The organism is Streptomyces sp. NPDC045287 (genome assembly GCF_056432325.1).
Window position 1 is genome coordinate 77,537 of record NZ_JBWKJG010000014.1, and the last position, 25,335, is coordinate 102,871.

Sequence of the window (25,335 nt, forward strand, 5' to 3'; positions counted from 1 at the left end):
GGGTCCGGTGGCCGACGGGCCGGGGACGAGGGCTACGGACGGGGGACGCGGGGGAGCGCCTCGCGGACGGCCTGCGCGGGGTCGACGACGTCGACGCCGAGCTCGACGAGCCAGTGGTGGATCCGGCCGACGGGCTCGCCGAGCGCGCGCGACCGGTCGAGCAGCTCCTGCAGGCCGACGCGTCCGCTGTCCGGTGACAGGGTCCCCGCGACGAGCCTGGACGCCCGCTCGTACGACAGCCCCTCGGGCAGGTCAGGGCACGAGCAGGCGATGCCGTGCTCCGCCAGCCGGGCCGCGATGTCCGCCGGTGGGACCAGCAGGTGGCCGGCGGCCTCCAGGACCCGGGCGAACGGGACGGGTCGGTCCGACCGCAGTCCGCGCCAGCCCAACGGGCCGTCCACCGCGAGCAGCCTGTCGTCCCCCTGTGACGGGGACACGGAACGCAAGGGGGGCGCGGCCAGTCCGTACGCCCTCATGCGGGAGGCGACCACCGCCGGGCTGAGCCCCCCGCGCGCGGCGACCTCCAGGATCTGGGTGTACAGGACCGGCTTCCCCGGCCGCAGAGGGGAGAACCGCAGGGTCCTGGGTTCGACCGGTGGCGTCAGGATGTCCAGATCGTGGGACTCCGTCTCGTCGGGGAGCGTCTCCGGCGCGCGGAAACCCAGCCGCTCGAACCACGCAGCGGCTTCCGGCGGCGTCAGCCCCAGCTCCCGTGCGGCCAGGAGCACGTGGGCGGGCGGAACCGGCTCCTCGGGATCCAGCCAGGGGGACGCACCGCTCAGGTGCTCGCTCAGGGCGCGCACGAGACGGGCCGGGGGCGGGTCGGGGAGGACGGACGGCTCCACCGCGAGCCCGCACGCCCGGAGCCGTGCGCACAGATCGGACAGGGGCCGGCCGAGCTCGGAGGAGAGGGCGACCAGCAGACCGGGCGGGACCTGCGCGCCGGGCTGGAACCACGGGCACGGCGCGGCACTCAGGTAGGGGCCCAGCACCCCGTCCGCCGCACCGGCCCGCGCCATGGCCAGGACCTCGTCCGGCACGTCGACCCCGGCCCGCCGCCACCGGGCCGCCTGCGCCTCCAGCGACTGTCCCTCCTCGCGGGCCGTCCGGACGAGGAGGCTCGGGGTGACCCGCCTGTCGTGCCGGTTCCCGGCCGGTCTCCTCCTGCCGAACGGCCTCTCCTCGGGACGCGTGTCGGAGAACCCGTCACACGGCCCGTCGTACAGCCCCAGGGTCTTGGCGCGCAGGGCGACCGCCCGGGGAGAGCGGCCCAGACCGGCGGCGATCTGGAGGACCTGATCGTTCCTCAGGGAGCTCTTGAGGAGCTTGGATGCCACACGGGGGTCGGTGATCTGCGGGAGGCGCGCGAGCTTCAGAACGCTGAGGTCGGACGGCAGGGCGGGCGCCACCTCTCCGACGGCGGCGAGCTCCGGACAGATCCGCAGCAGCTCCGCCCACACCGGCTCGGGCCGGTGGGCGATCAACCGCCAGAGGAGGATGTGGTCGGGCACCCCCCTGACGTCGCGGGACGTCCGCCACGCGGTGGGGGACTGGAGGTCCGGGAAGAGGAGGGGGAGGTCGTCGGGGAAGAACCCCGCCCGGGAGATCCCGGTGGCGGGGCCGCCCGGGATCTCGTGGCCCACCGCGACGCAGCGCTCCACGACGAGGTCCGCCAGCGCCTTGCTCGCGTCGGTCACCTCGCGCAGCCACGGGAAGTCCAGGAGGGACCCGCCCAGCAGGTGGTCCATCGCCCCGGCCAGCAGCTCCCCGACCGTGTCGCGCACGTCGTCCAGGATCAGGGCCCGGTCCGCCGACAGCCGTTCCGGGGCGAGCGGCCCCGACAGGTTCACCACCGCGCCGACGAGCCCCGACTCCCCACCGGACAGCACGCCCCCGCGGACGGCCGGCCGCACCGTCAGCCCGTCGACCAGCAGCCCCCCGCCCCGCCGGCACCAGAACACCTGGGCCCCGGGCGGGGCGTCGGGCCACTCCTCCACGGGGCCGTCCGCGTTGGGGCCGAACCGGCCCCCGGCCCGCCACCGCTCCCGCAACAACCCCGGCGCCCACCGCACCACCTCCGTGCCGTGCCGGGCCACCGTCGGGAACTCGGCGACGCCGAGCAGCCGGGCCAGCACCTGGGGACACGACCAGCCGGGCTCCGCGTCCCGCAGGTACAGCCGGACCGTCGTCCCCGGGCGCTCGCCCCGGTCCGCGCGCCGCGCGATCCGGAACAGGTGCCCCGGCCCGAAGATCGACGCCTCCAACACCGGGCCCGGCATGCCCGTCCGGTCCATCCGGCAGGTCGTCACCCGCATTTCGTCGGCGAGCATGAAGTAGCTGAGCACGCCGATGCCGAAGCGGCTGTTGGGGTAGAAGAGGACGGGAGGGTCGAGACGGGCCCAGTCGGCGCGCTCCTCGCGGAAGTCCGGTTGCTCCGCGAACCGCGCGCCCGCGTGGGAGAACACCCCGCGCAGCTCGGCCTCGCCCATGCCGATGCCGTCGTCGCGGCACTCGACGTACGCGCGGCCGTCGTCGTCGACGCCCTGCTCGAAGACGATGGAGCCCTCGTACGCGTAGGTGGCCGCCGGGTGCGTGCGGTCCAGGTACTCCGTGCGGGCCCGCCGGTACCGGCAGGCGTCCAGCGCGTTCTGGTACAGCTCCCGGATCGCCAGGTCCCGGTCCTTGTAGAGCTGGACGCCCATCAGCAGGTCGCGCACCCGCCGCTCGTCCAGCCGGAAGCTCGCCCACCCGGTGAAGGCGCCCTCGACGGGGACCACGCCGTCGGCGGAGAGCCGCACCGGGAGGTGCGGCATCGGCTGCGTCACCCGCTCCCGCACCGTACGGGTCACCGCGTGCAGCAGTTCGTCCATGCGGCCCACCGCCGACCGCAGCCCCTCCACGACCGCCTCGTGGGAGCACTCCGCCCGCAGCACCGGCAGGTCCGGGGACCCGCCCCACGACGACTTCTCCAGCGTGGCGCGCAGCGCGGCCAGGTCGACCGGGTGGGGGACGCCCAGGTGTTCGGCGACGACGTCGGGCAGCGTCGTCATCCCGGCGGTCAGCGCGTACGCCAGGGAGGTGAGCAGGACCAGCCGCTGGTCCCGCACCCGCTGCCGGCCCGGCCCGCGCAGCAGGTCGTCGGGCGGGAGGGTGCCGAGGAACTCGGGGTTGCAGACGTGGGGGCCGCGCCGCAGCCCGTGCAGGAGCCGGCCGACCCGGTCCGGGGCGAGCGCGTCGCCCAGCACCCCGCCGTCCGCCTCCCCGACGGCGTCCAGCAGCCCCCGCACCGCCTCCGGCGCGGCGTACGCCTCGTGCCGCACCAGCCAGCGGTGGAACAGCCACCAGCCGATCGGCTCCGCCGTGCCGGGCCGCAGCAGCGCACGCTGCACCAGCACCCCGTGCCCGTCCGCGTACGCCTCGAACGCCGACCGCTCCGGTGAGGGCGGCGTCCCGTCCCCGGTCGGGTCGAGGCGCCACGGCTCGACGTGCAGGCGGTCGGCGGCCATCCGCAGGTCGTGCACCCGCGCCAGCAGCGGGACCAGCGCGAACAGCGCCGCCTCCACCGGGTACAGGTCGAGGCCGGCGCCGCCGTCCGGTTCGCCCAGCAACCACTCCAGGTGCTCCGCGAACCGCTCCGGGCCGCGCGGGTCCTGCCACGGGTCGCCGGCCAGCCGCTCCTCCGCCGCGTCGCGCAGCCGGGCGAGCGAGGCGGCGACCGCGGCGGCGGCGTCCCGGCACCGCGCCGGGTCCCGCCCGTCCGGCACGTGCCGCCACACGGTCGAGTCGCGTACGAGGTCCACCCAGGGGTCCCCGGCGGCAGGGGCCTCCGGCTCCGGCGCCACCTGCTGGAACGTCACCCGGCCGATGTGCCCGGCCTGGATGAGCGGACCCGTCACCGTGCTGTCCTCCACCCTGTTCCACGTGCCCGGTTCCCGCATGGCCGCCCGTACCTCCCCCGCCCCGACAAGGAGTCCAGCTTAGGAGCCGCCCCGCGCGACCGCGGCACGCGCGCGCATCGAGGAGCCGTCCCGCGCCCGGGGCGGCGGGGAAGGCCGGGAGCGGACACGCACGGGCGCGGCGGCGGGCGCCCCGGAGCCCGCCCCGGCGGCGTCAGCCCCGACTCCCGCGCGGCCAGGAGCACGGGGGCGGGCGGAACCGGCTCCCCCGGGACCCGGTCAGGGGGACGTACCGCTCGGAACCGGCGCCGGAGGCGGCCGTCTCATTCGGCGCGGTCGCCGCCGTCCGCGTGCCGCGCCGCCACCACGGCGGGCGCCGTCGAGTACGGCAGCAGGTCGCCCGCGTCGGCCGGGGCGACCACCTCGACCTCCACCTCGTCGCGGAACCGGTACGGGCGGTGCGCCAGCACGCCCCCCAGGGTGCGCCGCATCCGGGACATCTCCGCCCGCACGGTCACCGTCCGCGTGCGGTCGCCGAACACGTCCTCGGCCAACTGCGCCGCCGTACGGCCGTCCCGGCGCGCGGCCAGCACGTACAGCAGCTCCGCGTGGCGCGGGCTCAACTCCCGCGTCCAGCAGCCGACCGCGCCCGACACCCGCACCGTCCAGTCGCGGGGGCGGCTCACGTCGAGCACCAGCCGGGTCGCCACGCCCCCGGCCCGCGCGTCCGCGGCGTCCAGCGGCCGCACCAGCCAGCCGCCCGGCAGCGGCTCCACGTCGCACTCGCCCAGCGTCGGCAGCCACCCCCGCCCCGCCTCCAGCGACGGGGGCACCGGCACCCGGTCCACGGGGGCGACCCCCGTCACCGCCGCCGTCCAGCCGTGCCGGTCCACCGCCAGCGCCCGGCCGCCCACCCGGCACAGCATCGGCGCCGCCACCGCCCGCAGCCGGGCGAGACCCGCCAGGTGCCGGTTGCGCAGCTCCGCCTCGGCGAGCCGCGCCACCGAACCGACCAGCAGCAGCGTCGCCGGGTGCACCGTCGTCACCGGGCCGCTCACGTCGACGACGCCCATCAGCCGCCCGTCGCGCGGATCCGTGATCGGGGCGCCCGCGCACGTCCACGCGTGGTGCGTGGCGACGAAGTGCTCCGCCGAGTGGACCTGCACGGGGCGCCGCACCACCAGCGCCGTCCCCACGCCGTTCGTCCCGACCGTCGACTCCCGCCAGTCCGCGCCCGGTTCAAAGCCGTGCCCGTCCGCCATCCGCAGCACCGACGGGTGGCCCTCCCGCCACAGCACCCGCCCGTCCGCGTCCGCGACGACCATGATGTGCCGCACCGCGCCGGTGCTCGCGCCCGGCACCGACATGAGGCCCTCGCGGAGCAGCGGCAGCAGGTCCGCGAGCGGCGAACCGGCGCGCCGCGCCTCCAACTCCGCCGGCGACAGCAGCCCCGAGCGGCGGTCGCGGTCCGGGTCGACGCCCTCGCGGAGCATCCGCTGCCACGACGCCCCTATCTCGGCGCGCGGCGCCAGCGGCGCCCGGCCGCCGCGCAGGGCGGCGTCCCTGATGTTCTTCAGCAGCAGCGTCGCCTCACGCGCGTTCATCGCGGCGAGCCGGGTGATGTCGACTGTGGCGTTCCGCACCGGGCCCTCCCGTTCCCGTACAGCCCCCATCATCCCCCGCCCGGGCGGCCGTCCGGCCCGGGGCCGCTCAGAACGCGCCACCGCCGCAACCCCCTGCAACCCTCGCGCCCGGACCCCGTCCCGTACGAGAGTGGCCGGGTACCGGTTCGCCGGTACGGGACGGGATGGTGCCGTGTCGGCGCAGCACCATCCCGGCCGCGCTCCGGGCGCGGGACGCCGTGCGACGTCCCGCGCCCGCGGCACGTCCCCCCGCGCGCCCGCGTCCCGCGCCTTCCACGTCCCGCCTCCCGCGCCCCCCTGAGCGTCCGCCCCCCGAGCGCCGCGCCCCGGGAGCCGCCGCCGGACGCCACGCCCGCGCCGGCGGTGCCGCGCCACGGCCCGAGCCGGTCGGAGCGCCGCTCCGCCCTCCGAAGGACGCGGTGCCGGCGGCCGGTCGAGCACCGGCGCGGGGTCCGGGCCGGAACCGCACGCGTACGGGCCGCCCCACATGCCGCGGACGCGCGGACGCCTCGGCCGCGGCGGGTCGGCCGGTGCCGTTCGGCGTAGGGTGAGTCGTACTGTGTGACGAGGGCCGTCACTCCCCGGGTGGGAGGGACGGCCCTTCGTCACGCCCGGGGCAGCGTCGACAAGGGGGACCCATTGACCAGAACCACCGCGCTGGAGCACAAGCTCGCGCAGAGCCTCTACGCGATCGCCATCCAGGACGCCGCCTGGACGCCCGCGGCCGTCTGCCGGCGGCTCGGCTGGAGCAGCGAGGAGTACACCGCTGCCATCCAGGTCCTGTCCGAACTCGGCCTGTTGGTGCGGACCACCGCCACGCCCAGCGGCTGGGCCTGCGTGTCGTCCGAGTCCGCGCTCGACCACCTCCTCGCCGCCGACGCCCGCCGCGTCGACGAACTCATCGAGCAGACCACCCGCACCCGCGAGGCGATGGTGCGGATGCTCACCGACTTCCACCCCATCCACGCCGTGCGCATCTCCGGCACCCAGGCCCAACTCGTGGAGGGCACGGCCAACATCGCGACCGCCCTGGAGGACGCCGCCCAGCAGGCGCGCGAGGAGGTCGTCTCGCTGCACCCGGGCCGCGGAGCACCCGAGCACATGGTGGAGGAGGGCCTGGCGCGCGACCGGCGGGCGCTGCGGCGCGGCGTCGCGATGCGCACCGTCCACCTCGCCTCGTCCGCCGCGCTGCCCCACATGGCCGCCTACCTCCGGGAGTTGCGCAAGGCGGGCGGTCAGGTGCGCACCGCCGTGACGCTGCCGCACCGGCTCATCATCGTCGACCAGCACCTGGCGATCGTGCCCGCGACCGGAACGGACGGGCAGCAGGCGGCCGTCGTCGTGTACGACCCGTCCCTGGTCGAGGTGTTCCGCAGCCAGTTCGAGTACGCGTGGGCACAGGCCACCGCCTTCGGCACGGGGACGCGCACCGCGGCGGAGGGCGGCTCGCGGGGCGAGCCCGACCGGCGGCAGCGGGCGGTCCTCCGGCTACTCGCGGAGGGCCTGACCGACGAGGGGGTCGGACGGCGCCTGGGCATCTCGGACCGCACGGTCCGCCGGATCGTCGGCGACCTGACGTCGGCGCTCGGAGCCACCAGCCGGTTCCAGGTCGCGGTCCTCGCCGAACGCGCCGGCTGGCTCGACCCTGCGGACCTTGAGCAGGAGGTGCGCGAGGACACCGGCGAGCAGCCCCCAGAAGGGTGAGCCGATGCCGGCGACCGTCACCCCGGAGGCGGTCGCCAGGAAGGTGACGACGGACGCCTCGCGGTGGCGTTCGTCGGCGACCGTACGGGCCAGGCTGCCGGAGAGCGCCCCGAGCAGCGCCACCCCCGCCAAGGTGGCCACGAGCGCCTCCGGCAACCCGGTGAACAGGGCCACGAGCGTCGAGCCGAAGCAGCCCACGACCAGGTAGCCGACGCCGCAACTCACCCCGGCCACCCACCGCCTGGCCGGATCGCGGTGCGCCTCGGGGCCGGTGCAGATCGCGGCGGTGATGGCCGCCGGATTGATCGCGTGCGAGCCGAAGGGCGCGAGCAGCGTCGACACGACCCCGGTCGTCCCGCACACGACGCGCTCGTCCGGCCGGTAGCCGTCCGCGCGCAGCACGGCCATCCCCGGCGCGTACTGCCCGGCGAGCGTGGCGACGAGCAGCGGCACGCCGATGCCGACGAGCGCGCCCACCGAGAAGTCCGGTGCCGTGAGGTGCGGCACGGCCAGGCCGGGGCCCGCGACGTCCAGGTGGAGGCCGCCGCTCGCCCCGGCGACGACGAGCCCGACGGCGAGCGCGCACATCACCGCGTACGTCGGCCACAGGCCCTTGGCGAGCAGGTAGCCGACGACCACGGCGCCCGCGAGCAGCGGGGCCGCGCGCAGTGAGGTGAAGATCGCGGTGCCGAACGAGAAGAGGATCCCGGCGAGCATCGCCGAGACCACCCCCTCCGGAACCCGGGCCAGGACCCGGGTGAACACCCCCGTGACGGTCAGCACCGTGGCCGCGACGCCGGCGCACAGGAAGGCGCCGACGGCTTCGGCGTAGTCGTGCTGCGCGAGGGCCGTGACCAGGATGGCCGCGCCCGGCGTGGAGAACGCCGTGATCACCGGGGTGCGGCTCCACCAGCTCAGCCCCACGCAGGTCAGGCCCGCGCCGACGGAGATCGCCCACACCCACGACGAGGTCTGCGCCGCGCTCAGGCCGGCGGCCTCGGCGGCGGCCAGGACGAGGGCGAGCGGCCCCGCGTAGGAGACCGCCATCGCCACCACGCCCGCGTTGACGGCGGAGAAGGACACCGACCGTACCGACCGCACCAATCGCACCGATTCAGCCCCAGATGAACGAGAACAGAGGAACAACGGACATCACGACACCTCCCCCGAAGACGTTGCCGCGCCGCACATGCTGCCGTACCGCACGGGGCCGTGGCGCGCCGGGGGGCGTCCGCTTCAGGCCGCGTCCCCTACCGGACAGGACCGGGGTGTGACCGGTGTGGGTCATGGACCCTTCCGGACGGGCGAAACCCCTGGTCGCAGCGCTTGCCGGAGCCACAGGATCGTCGGCATGACGACGTATGCGGAACCCCGCGCGGACCTTGACGCGCTCACCCTCGACCCGGCTGAAACCGCCCGCCTGGAGGAGCTGCTCCACGACGCGGCGAAGCTGCCGGGCCCCCTGGAACAGACCCTGCAGACCGCGGCCTTCGCCGCGCTCGCCGCACGCCTGCCGACCCGGCTGCGCGAGGGCGTCGAGTCCTTCCGCGACACCCCGCCGGACCACGGCCTGCTCGTGGTGCGCGGGCTGCCCGTCGGGGACGTCCCGGCGACCCCGGCGGTGTACGGCTCCAACGTCCTCGGCGAGACGCACTCCTCCAGCCTGCTCGTCGCCCTGCTCGCCCACCCGCTGGGCGGGCTGATCGGCTACGAGGACGAGAAGTCCGGGGCGCTCGTGCACGACGTGTACCCGGTCCCCACCGACGCGGCGAAGCCCCTGAACTCCGGCTCCACGCTCTTCGACTTCCACACCGAGAACGTCCACCACCCGGTGCGCCCCTCGCACTTGGGCCTGCTGTGCCTGCGCCCCGACCACGACCGGCGGGCGGCCACCATGGTCGCCTCGGTCCGGGAGGCCGAACCGCTGCTCTCCGCCGCCGACCGCGAGCTGCTGCGCACCGACCGCTACCGGAGCCGCTTCCCGCTCTCCTTCACGCGGGGCCTCGCCGAGGACGAGCGGCCGGTGACCGATCCGCACCCGGTCCTCACGGACGGCCCGGCCGACGCCCCCGGTACGAGGGTCCGGTTCAACATGCACAACACCTTCGGCACGGACGCCCCGGCACAGGAGGCCCTGGAGCGCCTCAACCGGGCCATGCACACGGTGCACCGGGCGGTGCGGGCCGACCGGGGCGACCTGCTCCTGGTGGACAACCGGATCGTGGTGCACGGCCGCAGCGACTTCACGCCGCGCTACGACGGCGAGGACCGCTGGCTGCGCCGGTTCTACCCGTACCCCGGCGAGCTGCGCCCCGACGTCCTGGTGCGGGCCGGCGGCCGGGTGCTCAGCAAGGACAGCTACGCCCGTGCATGACCTGACCCTCACCACGGCGGTGCTGCTCTGCGTCGCCGCCGCGCTGGCGGGCTGGGTCGACGCCGTGGTCGGCGGTGGCGGGCTCCTCCAGGTGCCCGCCCTGCTGATCGCCTTCCCGCACCTGCCCCCCGCGTACGCCCTCGGCACCAACAAGGCCGTCGGTGTCGTCGGCACGTCGGCGGCGGCGGTGACGTACGCCCGCAGGGCCCCCGTCGACGTGCGGCTCGCGGTCCGGCTCGGCTCCGTCGCGGCCCTGGCGGCGGTGGCCGGGGCGTTCTTCGCGGCCGGCGTGAAGAGCGAGGTGCTGCGCCCCGTGATCATGGTGCTGCTGCTCGCCGTCGCCGCCTTCGTCGTCCTGAGGCCGCAGTTCGGGCAGAAGCCCGGGGGCGCCGTGACCCGGCAGCGGGTCCTCGCCGCCGTCGTGGTCGTCGGCGCGGGCATCGGCTTCTACGACGGCCTGCTCGGGCCCGGCACCGGGACCTTCCTGGTGATCGGCCTGGTCGCGGTCCTGTCCATGGACATGGTCACGGCGTCGGCGACCGCGAAGGTCGTCAACGTCGGGACCAACCTGGGCGCGCTCGCGATGTTCGCGTACCAGGGGACCGTCCTGTGGGCCCTCGCGCCGCTCCTGGCGGTGTTCAACCTCGCGGGCGCCTCGGTGGGCGCGCGCATGGCGCTCAAGCGCGGCAGCGGCTTCGTGCGCGCCGTGTTGCTCGTCGTCGTGACCGTGCTGGTCGGCAAGCTCGCACTCGATCAATGGGGGACGTGAGATGTCCATCGGAATTCTGGGCGGAATGGGCCCGTTGGCCACCGTCGACTTCTACCGGAAGGTGATCGACGCGACCCCGGCCGGTACCGACCAGGAGCACGTGCCGGTCGTCGTGTGGGCCGACCCGACGGTCCCGGACCGCTCGGCGGCGCTGAGCGGGCACGGGCCCGACCCGACGCCCTGGCTGGTACGCGGCGCGCACCGGCTCGAGGCGATGGGGGCGCGGCTCATCGCGACCCCGTGCAACACCGCGCACGCCTTCCTCGACGGGGTGCGGACCAGCGTGCGCGTCCCGATGCTCGACATGATCGCGGAGACGGTCGCCGAGATCCGCTCCCACCACCCGGAGGTGGTGTCGGTCGGGCTCCTGGCCACCACCGGCACGGTGCGCGCCGGCCTCTACCAACGGGCCCTGGAGGCAGCGGGCCTGCGGGTCGTGGTGCCGGGCGAGCTCACCCAGGGCGAAGCCGTGACGGGCGCCATCCGCCGCGTCAAGGCGGGCGACCTCGGCGCGGCCGGGGTCTGCCTGATCGAGCGCGCGACCGGGGAACTGGCGGTCCGGGGCGCGGACCTGCTCGTGGCGGGTTGCACCGAACTGCCGCTGCTCCTCGGCGAGCGGAGCGCCGGCCTGCCGGTCGTCGACCCCACGGCCGTCCTGGCGCGGGCGGCGGTACGGGAGGCCCTGAGCCGGCCGGCGCCGGTCTGACGGGCCCCGCGCGGCGGGGGAGGGCGGCCCTTCCCCGCGGCGGCGGAGACGCGTTCGCCCGCCGCGCGGGCGGCGCGGGCCCGGCCGTGCGGGCCGGTGCCCGCGGACACGGGCGCCCTGGAGGGGGCGCGCACTCGGGGCGCAAAAGCCCCGGCACACCCCGGGGCGCCCGGCGGTGACGAGGGGGAGGCGGCGGTGACGAGAGGGAGGCGGCGGTGACCGCACTGCGCCACGACAAGGAGCCCGAGCGGGTCTCCGACCGGGCCTTCCGGGTCCTGGGAGCCATGCGGGAGATGGGCCGCGGCCCCCACCCGCTGAGGAGCATCGTCCACCGGAGCGCCCTCAGCCGCTCCACGGTCCAGCGGGTCATCACCTCCGGCCTGCGGGCCGGGGTCATCCGGCAGCCCAGGCACGGCCACTACGCGCTCGCCGCACAGCTCGACGCGGACGGCGCCCCGCCGCAGCCCTCCGCCGCCGCCCACCACGTGCTGCGCGCCCTCGCCGACCGGCTGGGGCACACGGTGAGCCTGCACACGGCCGTCCTGGCCGACGTGCCGATGCAGATGTGCACGGGCTACGCGGAGGCCCCCCGCGGCGTGTCCCTGCGGTCCGCGGTCGGCCGGCCCAGGCCGCTCCACGCCGATGCCGCGGGCCGGGCCGTCCTCGCGCACCTGGCGCTTCCCCACCCGTGCCCCGAGGAGCGCCACCGCGTCCGCACGCGGGGATGGGCCGCTTCCCCGGGGCCGGTGCGGGGGACGCGGATGATCGCCGCGCCCGTCCTCCGGTTCGGGATCGCCGTCGGAGCGCTGGGCGTCACCGCGGACCCGGCGGTCCTCGACGCCGGTCTCCCGGTCTGCGTCGACCACCTCCGGCGTGCCGCGGCGGCGCTGGCGGCCGGCCGTCAGTAGACGTACCGGGTCCACCCCTGACCGGAGACGTAGACCTCGTGGCCCGAGCGGTTCACGTACGCCGTCCCGCAGTCCACCCTCAGCGTCCCGGTGCCCGTCGTGGAGCCGCTGGTCTTCTGGCTGGTGTACCCCGTGGCCGTGACGCACTCGACCCATGCGCGCACCTGGCGGCCGCACGGGTTGCTCTTGACGGTCACCGTCAGCGCGTTGTTGTTCGCGACGGAGCCCGACGCGCTGACGGAGCAGCTGGGGTCGGCGTGGGCGGTCGAAGTCATCACCGGCAGGCCGCTCAGGGCGGCGGCCGCCACCACGCCGGCCAGAGCCCGCTTCACGCGAAGTCGCTGAGTATTCATGGATCCCCCTTCGTCGCCGGAGGCTCCTCCGCCTCCGCCCGTGAGGCGATCCCATCCCATGCCGAAGGGCGGGACAACGAAAGGCGCCGACCAGGTCAACGGTTGAACCGTTCGCCCCGCCCCGCCCCGCCCCGCCCCGCAGCCCGGCCCGGCCCCGGGCCTCCGCACGATCCCGTTCGGGCCCCAGCCGCCCCGCCCCGCCCCGGCCGAGGCGACTGGTGGACGCGTCCCCGGCGCCGGCCGGTCCGGGGCGGCGGACCCCACCCGCGGCGCCCGGCACCGCGCGGCGGCACCGCGCGGCGGCACCGCCTAGGGCCGGGCCCGCTCCACGACGGCGCGGAGGTCCAGGGTGTGCGGCAGCGTCCCGAACGCCGCCCCCCGGTCGCCGCCCAGCCGGGACGCGCAGAACGCGTCCGCGACCTCCGGCGGCGCCCACCGCACCAGCAGCGAGCCCTGCAGCACCAGCGCCATCCGCTCCACCAACCGCCGCGCCCGCGCCTCGATCCCGTCCAGGTCCGCCAGCTCCGTCAGCAGGCCCTTGACCGCCGCGTCCAGCCGGTGGTCCGCGCCGCGCGCCTGCCCGACCTCCCGCAGGAACGCGTCGAGCGCGCCCGGTTCCCGCTGGAGCGCCCGCAGCACGTCCAGCGCCTGGACGTTCCCGGAGCCCTCCCAGATGGAGTTGAGCGGCGACTCGCGCAGCAGCCGCGGCATGCCCGACTCCTCCACGTACCCGTTGCCGCCCAGGCACTCCAGGGCCTCCGCCACCGTCGGCGTGCAGCGCTTGGTCACCCAGTACTTCGCGGTCGGCACCGCCAGCCGCAGCAGCGCCCGCTCCGACTCCGCGGACCCGCCGCCGGCCGCGGGGGCGCCCGACTCCACCGCGTCGTACGCCGCCGCCAGCCGCATCCCGAGGACCGTCGCCGCCTCCGACTCCAGCGCCAGGTCGGCCAGGACGTTGCGCATCAGCGGCTTGTCGATCAGCGGCCCGCCGAACGCGCTGCGGTACGCCGTGTGGTGCACCGCCTGCGCGACCGCCTGGCGCATCAGCGCGGCCGAGCCGAGCACGCAGTCGAGACGGGTCGCGGCGACCATCTCGATGATGGTCCGCACCCCCCGCCCCTCCTCGCCGACCCGGCGCGCCCACGTCCCGTCGAACTCGACCTCGGCGGACGCGTTCGACCGGTTGCCGAGCTTGTCCTTCAGCCGCTGGATCCGGAACACGTTGCGCGTGCCGTCCTCCAGGACCCGCGGCACCAGGAAGCAGGTGAGCCCACCGGGGGCCTGCGCCAGCACCAGGAAGCCGTCCGACATGGGCGCCGAGCAGAACCACTTGTGGCCCGTCAGGACGTATTCGCCCGCCGCGTCCAGCGGCTTCGCCGCCGTCGTGTTGGCGCGGACGTCGCTGCCGCCCTGCTTCTCCGTCATGCCCATCCCGAACAGCACGCCCGCCTTCGCGGCCGGCGGCAGCAACTCCTCGCCCTCGTACACCTTCGAGGTCAGCTTCGGCTCCCACACGGCCGCGAGCTCGGGGTCCGTGCGCAACGCGGGCACCGCCGCGTGCGTCATCGACAGCGGGCAGCCGTGCCCCGCCTCGGTCTGCGACCACACCAGGAACCCGGCCGCGCGCCGCACGTGCCCGCCGGGCCGGCCCCAGGCGGAGGTCAGCCCGGACGTGACGGCGTGGCCGAGGAGGCGGTGCCACGCCGGGTGGAACTCGACCTCGTCGACGCGGTTGCCGTACCGGTCGTGGGTGCGGAGCCGGGGCGGGAACTCGTTGGCGAGGGCGCCCCAGGACTGCGCCTGCGCCGATCCGGCGGTGGTGCCCAGCGACGACAGCTCCTCGCGGGCCTCCTCGCGCAGTCCGGTCGGAAGGTGTCGCTCCACCGCCTCGACCAGGGCCCGGTCCGCGGTGAAGACGTCGTACCCGACCAGGGGCGGGGGTTGGTTGGTCACGGTGTGGGTGGTGGCTGCCATGCGGATACGGTAAGGAGGTGCAGGCAGCAAAGGAAACACCCGAGCCGGCCGGGTCCCCGGGCCCCGCAGGACAGGGCGCGGCCCCCGACGCGTCCCCGGGCCGGCTCCACCGGGCCCGCGCCCTCTACCGCAACGTGTCGAAGCGGAAGATGGCCTGGCTCCTCCTGAAGGACACCGTCAACTCGTGCATCGAGTACCGGATCCTCGGCCTCGCTGCCGAGGCCGCGTTCTTCACGCTCCTGTCCCTGCCGCCGCTGATGCTCGGCCTGCTCGGCCTGCTCGGCTACATCGACGACTGGACGAACACCACCACCGTCGCGTCCATCGAGAAGAACAGCCTCGCCGCGGTCGGCACGGTCCTGTCCGACCGGGGCGTCAACGAGATCGCCAGGCCCCTGCTGGAGGACGTCACCCGGGGCGGCAGGCCCGACGTCATCTCGATCGGCTTCGCCATAGCGCTCTGGTCGGGCTCGCGCGCGGTGAACGTCTTCATCGACACGATCACCGTCATGTACGGCCTCGACGGGCACCGCGGCATCGTCGCGACCCGGCTGCTCGCCTTCCTCCTCTACCTGATCGCCCTGGTGATCGGCGCGGTCGTCCTGCCGCTGGCCGTCGTCGGCCCGGACCGGGTCGTGGCGGTGGTGCCGTTCGGCACGGAGGTGGTGTCCGTCCTGTACTGGCCGGTCGTGATCCTGCTGTCCATCGTGTTCCTCACGACCCTGTACCACGTGTCCGTACCGGTCAGGTCGCCGTGGATCGAGGACGTGCCGGGCGCGCTGGTGGCGCTCGCCATGTGGGTGCTGGGCAGCTTCCTGCTGCGCATCTACCTGACGAGCACGGTCGAGGGCCCCACCATCTACGGCTCCCTCGCGGCGCCCATCGCCGTGCTGCTGTGGATCGGCATCTCCGCCTTCGCGGTCCTCGTCGGCGCCGCCGTCAACGCGGCCGTCGACCGGGTCTGGCCGTCCGTCGCCACGGCCGCCGCCCGCGCCGAGACCGAACGGGCCCGCGCCGCGGAGGTCGCCGCCCTGCTGGCCCGCGCCCAGTCCGGCGACGGCGACCCGGACATGCCGTCGGAGTTCCCGGAGCGCTGGTCCCGCTTCCTCCCTCCGGACGACGTGAGGGCCCGCCTCCAGCGGGAGAGGGCCGAGAAGGACCGGCAGTCGAAGGAGGGGCCCGCCCAGGGCGGACCGGTCCCGCGGGGCCGCGACGGGGAGCCGGACTGACCCCCCGCTACCGGGAGCGGCCCTCCCGGCTGGACGGCGCGGTCGTGTGGACCCTGACCGGAGCCCGCCCGGGCGGGGCGGCCCGCTCCGGCGGGGAGGTCCACCCGGTCCTGCCGGACGGCTGCATGGACCTGCTGTGGACCGAGGGACGGCTCCTCGTCGCGGGCCCCGACACCCGCGCGTACGCCCCCGACGGCGCGGGCGCCGCCTGGGCCGGTGTCCGCTTCGCGCCCGGCGACGCGCCCGCCCTGCTCGGCGTACCGGCGCACGCACTGCGCGACCGGCGCGTCGACCTGGCCGACCTGTGGCCCGCCGCCCGCGCCCGCCGGCTCGCCGCCCGCGTGGCCGCCGCCCCCGGGGACCCGGCCACCGCCCTGGAGGAGGCGGCCCTGAGCGTGGCCGCCGCCGCTCCCCGCCCCGATCCGCTGCTCCGCGCCGTCGCCGCCCGGCTGGACGCGGGCTGGAGCGTCGCCGCCACGGCCGACGCGGTGGGGATCGGCGCGCGGCAGTTGCACCGGCGCTCCCTGGACGCCTTCGGGTACGGGCCGAAGACCCTCGCCCGCGTCCTCCGCCTCCAGCGGGCCCTCGCCCTGATCCGTGCCGGAACCCCGTGCGCGGCGGTCGCGGCCGCCGCGGGCTACACCGACCAGGCGCACCTGACCCGCGACGTGCGCGCCCTGACGGGCCGGACCCCGGCGGCCTACGCGACGTCGGCGAACAGGTCCACGCCCCGCCCGTCCGGGTCGAGGACCACCGCGTAGCGCTGTCCCCACGGGGCGTCCCACGGGGCCAGGTGCCCCCGGTACCCGGCCGCCACCAGCTCCCCGTACAGCGCGTCGACCCCGGCCGGGCCGTCGCAGCGGAAGGCGAGCGCCGTCCGGTCGCCGCCGCCGCCGGCGGCCAGGCCGGGGTCGAAGGCGCGGACCGCCTCCTCGGTGTCCCACATGATCCGCAGCCCGCCGGGCAGCGTCGCCTCCGCGTGCGGCGCGGAGTCGGCCTCCGGCGGGACGTCCAGGCCGAGGCGGCGGTAGAAGGCGAGGGAGGCGGCCATGTCGGAGACGACGAGGCCGATCGCGTCGAAACGGGGTGTCACGGTCATGCCCGCACCGTACGGGCCGCCGCCCGCCCCGGTCTTGTACGGATCGGACACGGAGGTTCGCCGCCCGCCCACCGCCCCGGAGGGGACTGATCCTGACATACGGGGTCATAAAGGGCGTGGGTTGATAGGGTGAGGCTCCTCGCTCCACCCGTCATCCGCCGTCCCGGAGGTGCGGTCATGGGTACGCGGCGCACCCCCCTGCCCGGTGTCGGCACGCAGTACGACTTCACCACCGAGGACGGGCGGCACCTCTCCGTCGTCGTCCACCACGACGGCCGCCGCTTCCTCGGCTTCTACCGCCCCGACGACCCCGACACCTGCGAGGCGACGGTCGCCCTCACCCCCCAGGACGCCACCGCTCTCGCCCGGCTCATCGACCCCGCCCCGGCCGACGGCATCCGCACCGACGGCTTGGACCTCGTCACCGGGCACATCCCCGTCACCCGCCGCTCCCCGTACGGGGGGCGGCTGCTCGGCGACACCGGGGCTCGCTCCCGCACCGGCGCGTCCGTCGTCGCCGTCCTGCGGCGCACCAGCGCCCACCCCGCTCCCGGCCCCGACTTCCGCCTCGCCATCGGCGACACCCTCGTCGTGGTCGGCACCCGCGAGGGCGTCGACGCGCTCACCGCGATCATCGGCGGGGAGTGACCGTGCACGACACCACCGCGCTCCTCATCGAACTGGGGGCGGTCATCCTCGCCCTCGGGCTCGTCGGCCGGTTCGCGGAACGCGTCGGGCTCTCCCCGATCCCGCTCTACCTCCTCGCCGGACTCGCCCTCGGCGAGGGCGGCGTCGTCCCGCTCGACGCCAGCGGGGACTTCGTCGCGGTCGGCGCCGAGATCGGTGTGATCCTGCTGCTGCTCCTCCTCGGCCTGGAGTACAGCGCCGGCGAACTCGTCAGCAGCCTGCGCACCCAGTACCCCGCCGGGGCCGTCGACTTCGTCCTCAACGCCCTGCCCGGCGCCGCCGCCGCCCTCCTCCTCGGCTGGGGGCCCCTGGCCGCCGTCGCCCTCGCCGGGGTCACCTGGGTCTCGTCGTCCGGCGTCATCGCCAAGGTCCTCACCGACCTCGGACGGCTGGGCAACCGCGAGACCCCCGTCATCCTGGGTGTCCTCGTCATGGAGGACCTGTCGATGGCCGTCTATCTGCCCGTCCTCACCGTCCTGATCGCGGGCGTCGGTCTCGCCGGCGGCAGCGTCACCCTGCTGATCTCCCTCGGCACCGTCTCCGTCGTCCTCTACCTGGCGCTGCGCCACGGCCGCCACATCAGCCGTGCCGTCTCCTCCGACAACCCCGAGATGCTGCTCCTCGTCGTCCTCGGCATGACGGTCCTCGTCGCCGGGGTCGCCCAGCGGCTCCAGGTCTCCGCCGCCGTCGGCGCGTTCCTCGTCGGCATCGCCCTGTCCGGGGAGGTCGCGGAGGGCGCCCGCAGGATCCTCGCCCCGTTGCGCGACCTGTTCGCCGCGGTGTTCTTCCTCTTCTTCGGCCTGTCCACCGTCCCCGCGTCCATCCCGCCCGTCCTGCTGCCCGCGTTGCTCCTCGCCGCCGTCACCGCCCTCACCAAGATCGCCACCGGTTGGTACGCGGCCGGCCGCGCCCGCGTCGGCCGGCGCGGCCGGCTCCGGGCGGGCGGGGCGCTGATCGCCCGCGGCGAGTTCTCCGTCGTCATCGCCGGGCTGGCGGCCGGCGCGGAGCCGGGGATCGGCCCGCTCACCACCGCGTACGTGCTGATCCTCGTCATGCTCGGCCCGTTCGCCGCCCGCTGGACGCAGCCCGCCGTCGACGGGGTGCGCGACCTGGTCGTCCACGCCGGACGGCGCCGCCGCGGGGGCACGCCGCCCGGGCACGGGGAACTCACCGAGAGCACCGAGGTCCCGGCGGCCGGCTGACCGCGGCGCGGCCCCGGAGACGGCGCCGCCTCCGGGGCCGTGTCGGTGCGCGGCGGTACGCCCTCACCCGCCCCGCACCGCCACCAGCACGCAGCTCGGCCCGTACTGCCACACCGGGCCGGCCGCGTCGAAGCCCGCCTTGCGGAGCAGTTCCACGTGGCGCTGGAGCGTCAGCCCGTTGTCGCCGCCCGCTCCCGGCCCGCGCCGGGCCCGCTCGGCCAGCGGCCCGGCCAGCTCGGGCGCCGACTCCGCCGCCTCCCACCAGCCCCGCCAGTCCTCGTGGGCGTCCGCCCCGTGCCGCTCGGCGTGGCGGCGGCCCACCACCTCGGCCAGCGCCGCCACCGCCGGGTGCTCCTGGAACAGGTGGTCGCCGTTGACGAGCACCCCGCCCGGCCGCAGCGACTCCCGCACCTGCTCGTACACCGACAGCAGCGCCGGCTCCGGCAGGTAGTGCAACGCCGTCGCCGACACCACCGCGTCCATCGGCCGGCCCAGGTCCAGCCGGGCCAGCCAGCCGGGCGCGCCGATCGTCACGTCCGCGAACCGCACGTGCGTGCCGTGGTGCGCCCGGCCCAGCGCCAGGAGCAGCGGATCGGTGTCCACGCCGACCAGTTCGGCGTGCGGCAGCCGCCCGGCCAGCCGGGCCGCCAGCGAGCCGGGGCCGCACCCGAGGTCGGCGACGAGCGGGCGGGACACCCCCGCCACCGCCGTCTCCACGACATCGGCGATCACCGTGAAGCGGGCCTCCCGGTCGCAGGCGTACCGCTGCTGCTGGAGGTCCCACCGGCGGATCCACTCGCCCGCCCGCTCGGCCGTCAGCCGGCGCGACATCAATCCTCGAGACATCGTCCCCTTGTGCTCCCTTGCTCTTTTCCTTGCTACCGCCGCCCGCCGGGCCGGTCGTCGGCCAGGTCGGACAGCACCCCGAGGAGTCGGTCGACCTCCTCGGGCGTGTTGTAGACGTGCAGGCTCACCCGCACCGAGGACTCGCTCTCGCCCGCCCGGGCCTGGCACAGCCCGTCGGCCCGCACCAGCAGCCCGTGCGCGGCGAGGATGAACCCCAGGTCGTTGGCGCCTATCGCGCGGTGCCGGAACGTCACCAGGCCCTGGCGGCGCTGCACCGTCGAGTCGGCCGCCAGGCTGAGCCCGCAGCCCAGCACCTCGTACGCCTCCAGGCGGCTCAGCCCGTCCGTGAGGCGCGCGCCGAGCCCGACCGTCCACTCCTCGATCCGGGCCAGGCCCGCCGCGTCCAGCCAGTCCAGCGCGGCCCGCAGGCTGACTATCCCGGCCGTGTTGGGCGTGCCCTGCCAGCCGCCCGGCCGGAACGGGCCGCCCCGCCGCCCGCGCGCCCACACGACGCCCGTGCCCGGCAGGGCCATCGCCTTGTGCCCGGAGAACACCACGAAGTCGACGTCCAGGGCCCCCAGGTCCACCGGCAGGTGGCCCACGCTCTGCGCCGCGTCCAGGCAGAGCGACACGTCCGGCCCGACCACCTCGCGCACCCGGTGGACGTTCATGTCGGCGCCGTACACGTGGTGGACGTGCGTCACCGCCACGAACCGCAGGCGCTCCCCGGCCGCCGCGGCCAGCGCGGCCAGCGCCTCCAGGTCGTAGTCGCCCGAGTCCTGCTGGTACGGCACGGGGTGCACGGTGATCCGCACGCCCCGCTCGGCGAGCAGGTCCCGGGCCTCCAGCCACGGCAGGTGGTTGGCCTCGTGGTCGGCGAACGGCACCGCGATCTCGTCGCCGTCCGCCAGCTCCCGCACCAGCCAGTCGCGGGCGACGGTCCGCAGCCCCTCCGTGGTCCCGCTGGTGAACCACACCGTCGACCGGTCCGGGTCCGGGTCGCCCAGGAACGCCTTGACGCGCTCCCGGGCCTCTTCGATCAGCGCCGTCGTCCGGTTGGCCCACGTGTACGTGCCGCGCCCGGCGTTGGCGTTGCAACCGGTCAGGTACGCCTGCGCGGCGTCGAGGACGGCCTTCGGCTTCTGCGCCGTGGCCGCGCTGTCCAGGTAGGCGAGGCCGGGGTGCCCGGTGACGATCGGGAACTGCTCCCGCAGCGGCCGCTGCCACTCGCGCAGCCCGGCGGCCGGGGCGGTGCCGGTCGGAGAAGTACGCATCGGCGGCCCCCTCAGTCCCGCACCATCGGCGCGCCCGCGTCCCGCCAGGCGATCACCCCGCCGGCCAGGCTGCGCACGTTGCGGTGCCCCATGCGGGTGAGCAGCGCCGCGTACGTCACCGACTGCTCGCCGACCGGGCAGACCAGCAGCACCGGTTGCGACCGGCCGAACGGCAGCCCGCCGTGCAGCAGCTCCTCGAACAGCTCGTCGACGATGTTGACGGAGCCCTCGATGTGCAGCGCCGCGAACGCGAACGAGCCGCGCAGGTCGACGACGACGGGCCGCTCGGTCGCGATCCACGCCCGGGCCTCCTCGACCCCGATGACGTGCACGGCCGCCAGCTCCTGGGGGGTGAGCGTGGCGGGGGAGTTGGGGCGCGGCGGGCGGCGCAGCAGCTCGGGGCGGCGCTGCCGCACGTAGCTCATGTAGCTCTCGACGCGGTCGCAGACGATGAAGACGGCCGTCGCGCGCCGCCCGCCGCCGGCCTCGGCGAGTTCGGCGTCCCGCTCGCGCAGGTGGCGTACGGCGCCGAAGTACGCGGCCCCGCCGGTCGGCCCGCCGAGGATGCCGCAGCGGCGGACCAGCGTCAGCATGCCGTCGATGGCCTCGTCGGCGGAGACGGCCTCCAGCGCGTCGTACGTCTCCGGGTCGAACAGGCCGACCTCGTGGACCTCGTCGATGTTGCGGATGCCCGGCACGAAGTCGCCCTTCTGCGCGACGAGCCCGACCACGCGCGTCGCCGGGTCGTGGGCGCGCAGGGCGCGGGCGGCGCCGGTGGACGACCCGGCGGTGCCGACGCAGGCGACGAACCAGTCGGGGGCCGTCCCGCCCAGGTCCTTGACGATCTCCGGGCCGGTGCCGGAGGCGTGGGCCTCCGCGTTGGCCGGGTTGTAGTACTGGTCGGTGTGGAGGTAGCGGCCGTCGTCCTCGGTGAGCATCCGGTGGATGCGGGTGAGCGGGTCCTCGGTCGCGGTCGGGTCGAGGCACTCGGCCTGGCCGGGCAGCTCCTCGATCTCGGCGCCGAGGAGCAGCAGCAGGTCCTTGATCTCGGGGACCTTCATCCGGTTGGTGACGCTGCGGAACGGCAGCCCGTGCATGCCGGCGATGACGGCGAGGGCCTTGGCGGTGTTGCCGCTGGACAGCTCGACGACGGTACGGCCCTGCCGCCGGGCCTCCTCCAGGTGGGGCCGCGCCATGTGCCAGGCGGCCCGGTCCTTCACCGAGCCGAACGGGTTGAGCATCTCCAGCTTCGCGTACAGGTCGATGTGGCGCAGTCCGTGGACCTCGGGGTCGATGCGGACGAGGGGGGTGTCGCCGATGGCGTCGGTGATGTGCTCGTACCTCATTCGTCGTCCCCCGCGGTGAGGTGTGGCCAGTACTGTTCGTCGAGGCACCAGCTCCAGGGGCCGTCCTCGCCGCTCCGGTACACGGCGACCTTCCGGGCGATCGGCTGGTGCAGGGCGTGGTCGGCGGTGAAGTCCATGAAGTACCCGGCGGTGTTGGCGAAGGCCAGCAGGTCGCCGGGGCGCGGCTCGCGCTCCAGGAACACCAGGCGGCGGCTGATCAGGTCCGACTCCAGGCAGAGGTTGCCCAGGAGGTACACCCCGACGGGCGGGCCGCCCCGCCCCGGTTCCTCCGGCGCGCCCGGTACGAGGACGGGGTCGAGGAGCAGCCCGTGGTCCTCCAGGCCGATGTCGCGGGCGTTCGCCGCGAGCCGCACCAGCCGCTCGCCGGCCGCCGTGACGCGCACCTCCAGCACCCGGGCGAGGGTGAGTCCGCACTGGTCGGTGAGGGCGCGGCCGGGTTCGGTGTGCAGGTCGTACAGGTTCTCCAGGAGCAGGGTGGCCAGCGGGCGGCCCAGCGACGGGGCGGTCTGCGCGAGCAGTTCGTCGAGGTAGCGGGCGCCGGCGACGGGGCGGTGGCCCGGGTAGACGCCGAGGGCGCCGCGCAGGGTGCCGTTCTCGCCGCGCAGCCCGTAGCCGTGGCCCTCCCAGGTGAGCGGGGCGCGCCGGCCGAGCAGGGCCCGGGTCAGCTCGGTGGTGTACCGCTCCCACTGGGCGCCGTCCGCGAGGTAGTCGACGCCGAATCCGCCGCCGATGTCGAGGCCCCGGGGCCGCAGCCCGCGCCGGCGGGCCTCGTCGAGGACCCGCAGGCAGCCTTCGAGGGCGACGGCCTTCTCGGCGAGGCCCATCGTGTCGAGGTGGTACGAGACCCCGGTGAACTCCACGCTGCCCTGGTGCTTCTCGGCCAGGTCGAGCAGCGCGCCGGCGTCGTCGGCCGGGGTGCCGAAGCGGCTGCGCCGGGTGAGGACGCGGGTGCCCGGCGCGGTGAACTCCGAGAGCCGCGGCAGGACGGGCACGCGCGGCAGCCGGAACCGCTCCACCAGCGCGGCGAGGGCGGTCAGTTCGGCGGGGGAGTCGACGGCGACGGTGGTGCGCGTACGGGCTGCGAGCCACAGGTAGTCGGGGTCCTTGGGGCCGGTCGCGACGATCCGGTTCGGGGTGAGGCCGCCGCCCAGCGCGTGCTGGAGCTCGCCGAGCGAGGCCACGTCGATCCCGACGGCGGCCTCGGGGCCGGTGGCGGCCAGGCGGCGCACCAGGGCGCTCGAACGGTTCGCCTTGTGGGCGAAGAAGATCCGCCCGGTGAGCCGGTGCCGGGCGTACACGTCGCGGAAGCCGCGGACGTTGTCGGCGATCTGGTCCGGCAGGACGATGTTGAGGGGCGAGCCCAGGGCGGTCACCAGGGGGTGGAGGAAGGCGGGGGAGTCCAGCAGCGCCGCGAGCCGCGGCTCCAGGCGTGGCGCGAGATACAGCGGTTCACTCATGCGGGTCTGGTCCTGGTCCTCTCGAAGGTTCTGTGAGGTCGTCTCGAAGGGACTGCTCGAGCGGACTGTTCGAAGGGACGGGGCGTGGAACTGGGCAGGACTGCGTGCTGGGCCCGAGTGTGGCGGCGGGACGGACGGAGGACGAGCATGCCATCAAACGACAATGGTTGTCATAAGCGTTCTCCGCGTCCAGCACCGATCCCGCGCAAACGGAAGGTGTTGTTCCGTGGGCTGGCTGGGGTGCGCCGTTGGGCGCGCCCCGGCGCGAGGACCAGGCGCGCGGGCCCGTCGCGGGCGACCACATCCTGCGACCGGCGTACGCACACCTCGACGGATCGCCATCGGGCGCCGCTCCCGGATACGGCGAAATGGGGGGCCTTGTCATACGTCGTCTGCCGTACGGGCGCTGCGGTGGAAAAACCGGTGGCGCGTCCGGACGCGCCCCGGCTAGCGTGAACGCCGACGACGACCCGACGCGACGAACCAGGGAGGTGAGGACGTTGACGACTGCCGCCGCCCGGGCGCTGACCCGGCCTCAGGAGATCAGCATTCCCGCTCCCGTGGTCTCCGGCTGACCCGAGTCCTTTCCCGCCGCGCCCGTCGAGGCGCGCGCCGCCGGGGCCACCCTTGCGAAGGGCACCCCTTGTCTTCCTCGTTCACCACCACCTCCTCCTCCCCGCTCTCCTCCTACGGCTGGGACACCCACTGGGAGGCGGAGTTCACCCCGTACGCCGAGCGCGGCCTGCTGCCCGGGCGGGTCGTCCGCGTCGACCGCGGGCAGTGCGACGTCATCACCCCCGAGGGCGTCATCCGGGCGGACACCGCGTTCGTGACGCCCCACGACCCCCTGCGGGTCGTCTGCACCGGCGACTGGGCCGCCGTCGACCCGGCCGGCGGCACGCCCCGCTACGTACGGGCGTACCTGCCGCGCCGCACCGCCTTCGTGCGCTCCACGTCGTCGAAGCGGTCCGAGGGGCAGATCCTCGCCGCCAACGTCGACCACGCGATCGTCGCGGTCTCCCTCGCCGCCGAGCTCGACCTCGGCCGGATCGAGCGGTTCCTGGCGCTGGCCTGGGAGTCGGGCGCGCAGCCGCTCGTCGTCCTCACCAAGGCCGACCTCGTACCGGACGCGGCCGGGGTCTCCCACCTCGTCCACGACGTGGAGACCGCCGCCCCCGGCGTGCCGGTGCTGGCCCTCAGCGCCGCCACCGGTGAGGGGGTCGACGCGCTCCGCGAGGCCGTCGCCGGCGGTACGAGCGTCCTGCTCGGCGTCTCCGGCACCGGCAAGTCCACCCTCGCCAACACCCTGCTCGGCACGGACGCCATGGCCGTCCAGGAGATCAGGGACGTCGACGGCAAGGGCCGCCACACGACCACCACCCGCAACCTCTTCGCCCTGCCGGGCGGCGGCGTCCTCATCGACACGCCGGGGCTGCGCGGGGTGGGCCTGTGGGACGCCGGGGCGGGCGTCGGGCAGGTCTTCTCCGAGATCGAGGAGCTGGCCTCCTCGTGCCGCTTCCACGACTGCGCCCACGGCGCCGAGCCCGGCTGCGCGGTCCTCGCCGCCGTCGAGGCCGGCACCCTGCCGGAACGGCGCCTGGACAGCTACCGCAAGCTGCTGCGGGAGAACCAGTACATCGTCGCCAAGACCGACGCCCGGGTCCGGGCGGAGCTGCGGCGCGACTGGAAGCGCAAGGGCGCGGAGGGCCGTGCCGCCCTGCGGGCCAAGCGCGGCGGCCCGGCCCGCTGACGCCCGGCCCGCACGGGAGCCGCCCGCCCCCCGCGGGCGGTTCCCCGGCACCCGCCCGCCGGGGCCGGCGTGCGCCGGGACGCGTCGTCCGGGGCGT

General features: G+C 75.7%; 19 protein-coding genes and 1 pseudogene. 10 read left to right on the top strand and 10 right to left on the bottom strand.

The window, feature by feature from the left end; genetic code table 11:
* Positions 1-32: 32 nt before the first annotated feature.
* Both AC07D6_RS22910 and AC07D6_RS22915 read right to left on the bottom strand, forming a co-directional pair.
* Entirely contained in the window at positions 33-3,938 is a 3,906-nt protein-coding gene (locus AC07D6_RS22910; protein WP_479047055.1) for a wHTH domain-containing protein, read from the bottom strand.
* 281 nt (positions 3,939-4,219) lie between these two features.
* Positions 4,220-5,539, bottom strand: a complete 1,320-nt coding sequence (locus tag AC07D6_RS22915) for a helix-turn-helix domain-containing protein (RefSeq protein ID WP_315877277.1) — start codon at positions 5,537-5,539, stop codon at positions 4,220-4,222.
* A 1,197-nt stretch (positions 5,540-6,736) separates the two neighbouring features.
* Here AC07D6_RS22915 and AC07D6_RS22920 point away from each other — a divergent pair.
* Positions 6,737-7,102 (top strand): annotated as a pseudogene (locus AC07D6_RS22920) (helix-turn-helix domain-containing protein); the annotation flags it as partial.
* On the opposite strand, the gene AC07D6_RS22925 reads toward AC07D6_RS22920, so the two are convergent.
* Complete coding sequence (locus tag AC07D6_RS22925; RefSeq protein ID WP_479047058.1) at positions 7,028-8,326, bottom strand: benzoate/H(+) symporter BenE family transporter; 1,299 nt, start codon at positions 8,324-8,326, stop codon at positions 7,028-7,030. The pseudogene AC07D6_RS22920 and the gene AC07D6_RS22925 sit on opposite strands and share 75 nt — an antisense overlap.
* A gap of 268 nt (positions 8,327-8,594) precedes the next feature.
* Between AC07D6_RS22925 and AC07D6_RS22930 the strand changes: the two genes are divergently transcribed.
* The 4 genes from AC07D6_RS22930 (at position 8,595) to AC07D6_RS22945 (ending at position 12,000) form a co-directional block, all read left to right on the top strand.
* Positions 8,595-9,617 carry a TauD/TfdA family dioxygenase gene (locus tag AC07D6_RS22930; protein ID WP_479047061.1) on the top strand — a complete coding sequence of 341 codons (1,023 nt, stop codon included), beginning with the start codon at positions 8,595-8,597 and terminating at the stop codon, positions 9,615-9,617.
* Complete coding sequence (locus AC07D6_RS22935; RefSeq protein WP_315877274.1) at positions 9,610-10,386, top strand: sulfite exporter TauE/SafE family protein; 777 nt, start codon at positions 9,610-9,612, stop codon at positions 10,384-10,386. Before AC07D6_RS22930 ends, AC07D6_RS22935 begins: the two co-directional genes overlap by 8 nt.
* 1 nt (position 10,387) lies before the next feature.
* The gene (gene cuyB / locus AC07D6_RS22940) at positions 10,388-11,092 is read left to right on the top strand and encodes a cysteate racemase (RefSeq protein ID WP_315877273.1); all 705 of its coding nucleotides are present in this window, start codon (positions 10,388-10,390) and stop codon (positions 11,090-11,092) included.
* Between the two features lie 215 nt (positions 11,093-11,307).
* A complete protein-coding gene (locus tag AC07D6_RS22945) occupies positions 11,308-12,000 on the top strand; it encodes a helix-turn-helix domain-containing protein (protein WP_315877272.1) in 693 nt (230 codons plus the stop codon).
* On the opposite strand, the gene AC07D6_RS22950 is transcribed toward AC07D6_RS22945, so the two are convergent.
* Both AC07D6_RS22950 and AC07D6_RS22955 read right to left on the bottom strand, forming a co-directional pair.
* On the bottom strand, positions 11,994-12,353 hold the full coding sequence (locus AC07D6_RS22950; protein ID WP_479047065.1) for a hypothetical protein: 360 nt from the start codon (positions 12,351-12,353) through the stop codon (positions 11,994-11,996). The two genes, AC07D6_RS22945 and AC07D6_RS22950, sit on opposite strands and share 7 nt — an antisense overlap.
* A gap of 309 nt (positions 12,354-12,662) precedes the next feature.
* Positions 12,663-14,327: an acyl-CoA dehydrogenase family protein gene (locus AC07D6_RS22955; protein ID WP_479047066.1), complete on the bottom strand. Its 1,665-nt coding sequence runs from the start codon at positions 14,325-14,327 to the stop codon at positions 12,663-12,665.
* A 17-nt stretch (positions 14,328-14,344) separates the two neighbouring features.
* Between AC07D6_RS22955 and AC07D6_RS22960 the strand changes: the two genes are divergently transcribed.
* Together AC07D6_RS22960 and AC07D6_RS22965 are read left to right on the top strand one after the other, a co-directional pair.
* The gene (locus tag AC07D6_RS22960; RefSeq protein ID WP_391653117.1) at positions 14,345-15,556 is read left to right on the top strand and encodes a YihY/virulence factor BrkB family protein; all 1,212 of its coding nucleotides are present in this window, start codon (positions 14,345-14,347) and stop codon (positions 15,554-15,556) included.
* Entirely contained in the window at positions 15,553-16,317 is a 765-nt protein-coding gene (locus AC07D6_RS22965; protein ID WP_479047312.1) for a helix-turn-helix domain-containing protein, read from the top strand. Before AC07D6_RS22960 ends, AC07D6_RS22965 begins: the two co-directional genes overlap by 4 nt.
* Here AC07D6_RS22965 and AC07D6_RS22970 read toward each other — a convergent pair.
* Positions 16,257-16,655: a VOC family protein gene (locus AC07D6_RS22970; RefSeq protein WP_479047069.1), complete on the bottom strand. Its 399-nt coding sequence runs from the start codon at positions 16,653-16,655 to the stop codon at positions 16,257-16,259. The two genes, AC07D6_RS22965 and AC07D6_RS22970, sit on opposite strands and share 61 nt — an antisense overlap.
* A 177-nt stretch (positions 16,656-16,832) precedes the next feature.
* Between AC07D6_RS22970 and AC07D6_RS22975 the strand changes: the two genes are divergently transcribed.
* On the top strand, positions 16,833-17,303 hold the full coding sequence (locus AC07D6_RS22975; protein ID WP_479047072.1) for a cation:proton antiporter regulatory subunit: 471 nt from the start codon (positions 16,833-16,835) through the stop codon (positions 17,301-17,303).
* Positions 17,304-17,305: 2 nt separating this feature from the next.
* Positions 17,306-18,544, top strand: coding sequence for a cation:proton antiporter (locus AC07D6_RS22980; RefSeq protein ID WP_479047075.1), 1,239 nt, complete (start codon positions 17,306-17,308; stop codon positions 18,542-18,544).
* 63 nt (positions 18,545-18,607) lie between these two features.
* Here AC07D6_RS22980 and AC07D6_RS22985 read toward each other — a convergent pair whose 3' ends face one another.
* Genes AC07D6_RS22985 through AC07D6_RS23000 form a run of 4 tightly spaced genes read right to left on the bottom strand, consistent with a single transcriptional unit; the run spans position 18,608 to position 23,488 of the window.
* A complete protein-coding gene (locus AC07D6_RS22985; protein ID WP_315877265.1) occupies positions 18,608-19,390 on the bottom strand; it encodes a class I SAM-dependent methyltransferase in 783 nt (260 codons plus the stop codon).
* A 32-nt stretch (positions 19,391-19,422) separates the two neighbouring features.
* A complete protein-coding gene (locus AC07D6_RS22990; RefSeq protein WP_479047078.1) occupies positions 19,423-20,664 on the bottom strand; it encodes an aminotransferase class V-fold PLP-dependent enzyme in 1,242 nt (413 codons plus the stop codon).
* A gap of 11 nt (positions 20,665-20,675) precedes the next feature.
* A complete protein-coding gene (locus AC07D6_RS22995; protein WP_315877263.1) occupies positions 20,676-22,010 on the bottom strand; it encodes a pyridoxal-phosphate dependent enzyme in 1,335 nt (444 codons plus the stop codon).
* Positions 22,007-23,488 carry an alanine racemase gene (locus AC07D6_RS23000; protein WP_479047080.1) on the bottom strand — a complete coding sequence of 494 codons (1,482 nt, stop codon included), beginning with the start codon at positions 23,486-23,488 and terminating at the stop codon, positions 22,007-22,009. The genes AC07D6_RS22995 and AC07D6_RS23000 overlap by 4 nt, the downstream gene beginning before the upstream one ends.
* 643 nt (positions 23,489-24,131) lie before the next feature.
* Between AC07D6_RS23000 and rsgA the strand changes: the two genes are divergently transcribed.
* Positions 24,132-25,238, top strand: coding sequence for a ribosome small subunit-dependent GTPase A (gene rsgA / locus AC07D6_RS23005; RefSeq protein WP_315877261.1), 1,107 nt, complete (start codon positions 24,132-24,134; stop codon positions 25,236-25,238).
* The last annotated feature ends 97 nt before the right edge of the window (positions 25,239-25,335 follow it).

Bases quoted from the DNA above. Each gene is read 5' to 3' on its own strand.
- AC07D6_RS22910 (WP_479047055.1), bottom strand. From the start codon at position 3,938: ATGCGGGAACCGGGCACGTGGAACAGGGTGGAGGACAGCACGGTGACG.
- AC07D6_RS22930 (WP_479047061.1), top strand. From the start codon at position 8,595: ATGACGACGTATGCGGAACCCCGCGCGGACCTTGACGCGCTCACCCTC.
- cuyB (WP_315877273.1), top strand. From the start codon at position 10,388: ATGTCCATCGGAATTCTGGGCGGAATGGGCCCGTTGGCCACCGTCGAC.
- AC07D6_RS22950 (WP_479047065.1), bottom strand. From the start codon at position 12,353: ATGAATACTCAGCGACTTCGCGTGAAGCGGGCTCTGGCCGGCGTGGTG.
- AC07D6_RS22955 (WP_479047066.1), bottom strand. From the start codon at position 14,327: ATGGCAGCCACCACCCACACCGTGACCAACCAACCCCCGCCCCTGGTC.
- AC07D6_RS22970 (WP_479047069.1), bottom strand. From the start codon at position 16,655: ATGACCGTGACACCCCGTTTCGACGCGATCGGCCTCGTCGTCTCCGAC.
- AC07D6_RS22975 (WP_479047072.1), top strand. From the start codon at position 16,833: ATGGGTACGCGGCGCACCCCCCTGCCCGGTGTCGGCACGCAGTACGAC.
- AC07D6_RS22985 (WP_315877265.1), bottom strand. From the start codon at position 19,390: ATGTCTCGAGGATTGATGTCGCGCCGGCTGACGGCCGAGCGGGCGGGC.
- AC07D6_RS22990 (WP_479047078.1), bottom strand. From the start codon at position 20,664: ATGCGTACTTCTCCGACCGGCACCGCCCCGGCCGCCGGGCTGCGCGAG.
- AC07D6_RS22995 (WP_315877263.1), bottom strand. From the start codon at position 22,010: ATGAGGTACGAGCACATCACCGACGCCATCGGCGACACCCCCCTCGTC.
- AC07D6_RS23000 (WP_479047080.1), bottom strand. From the start codon at position 23,488: ATGAGTGAACCGCTGTATCTCGCGCCACGCCTGGAGCCGCGGCTCGCG.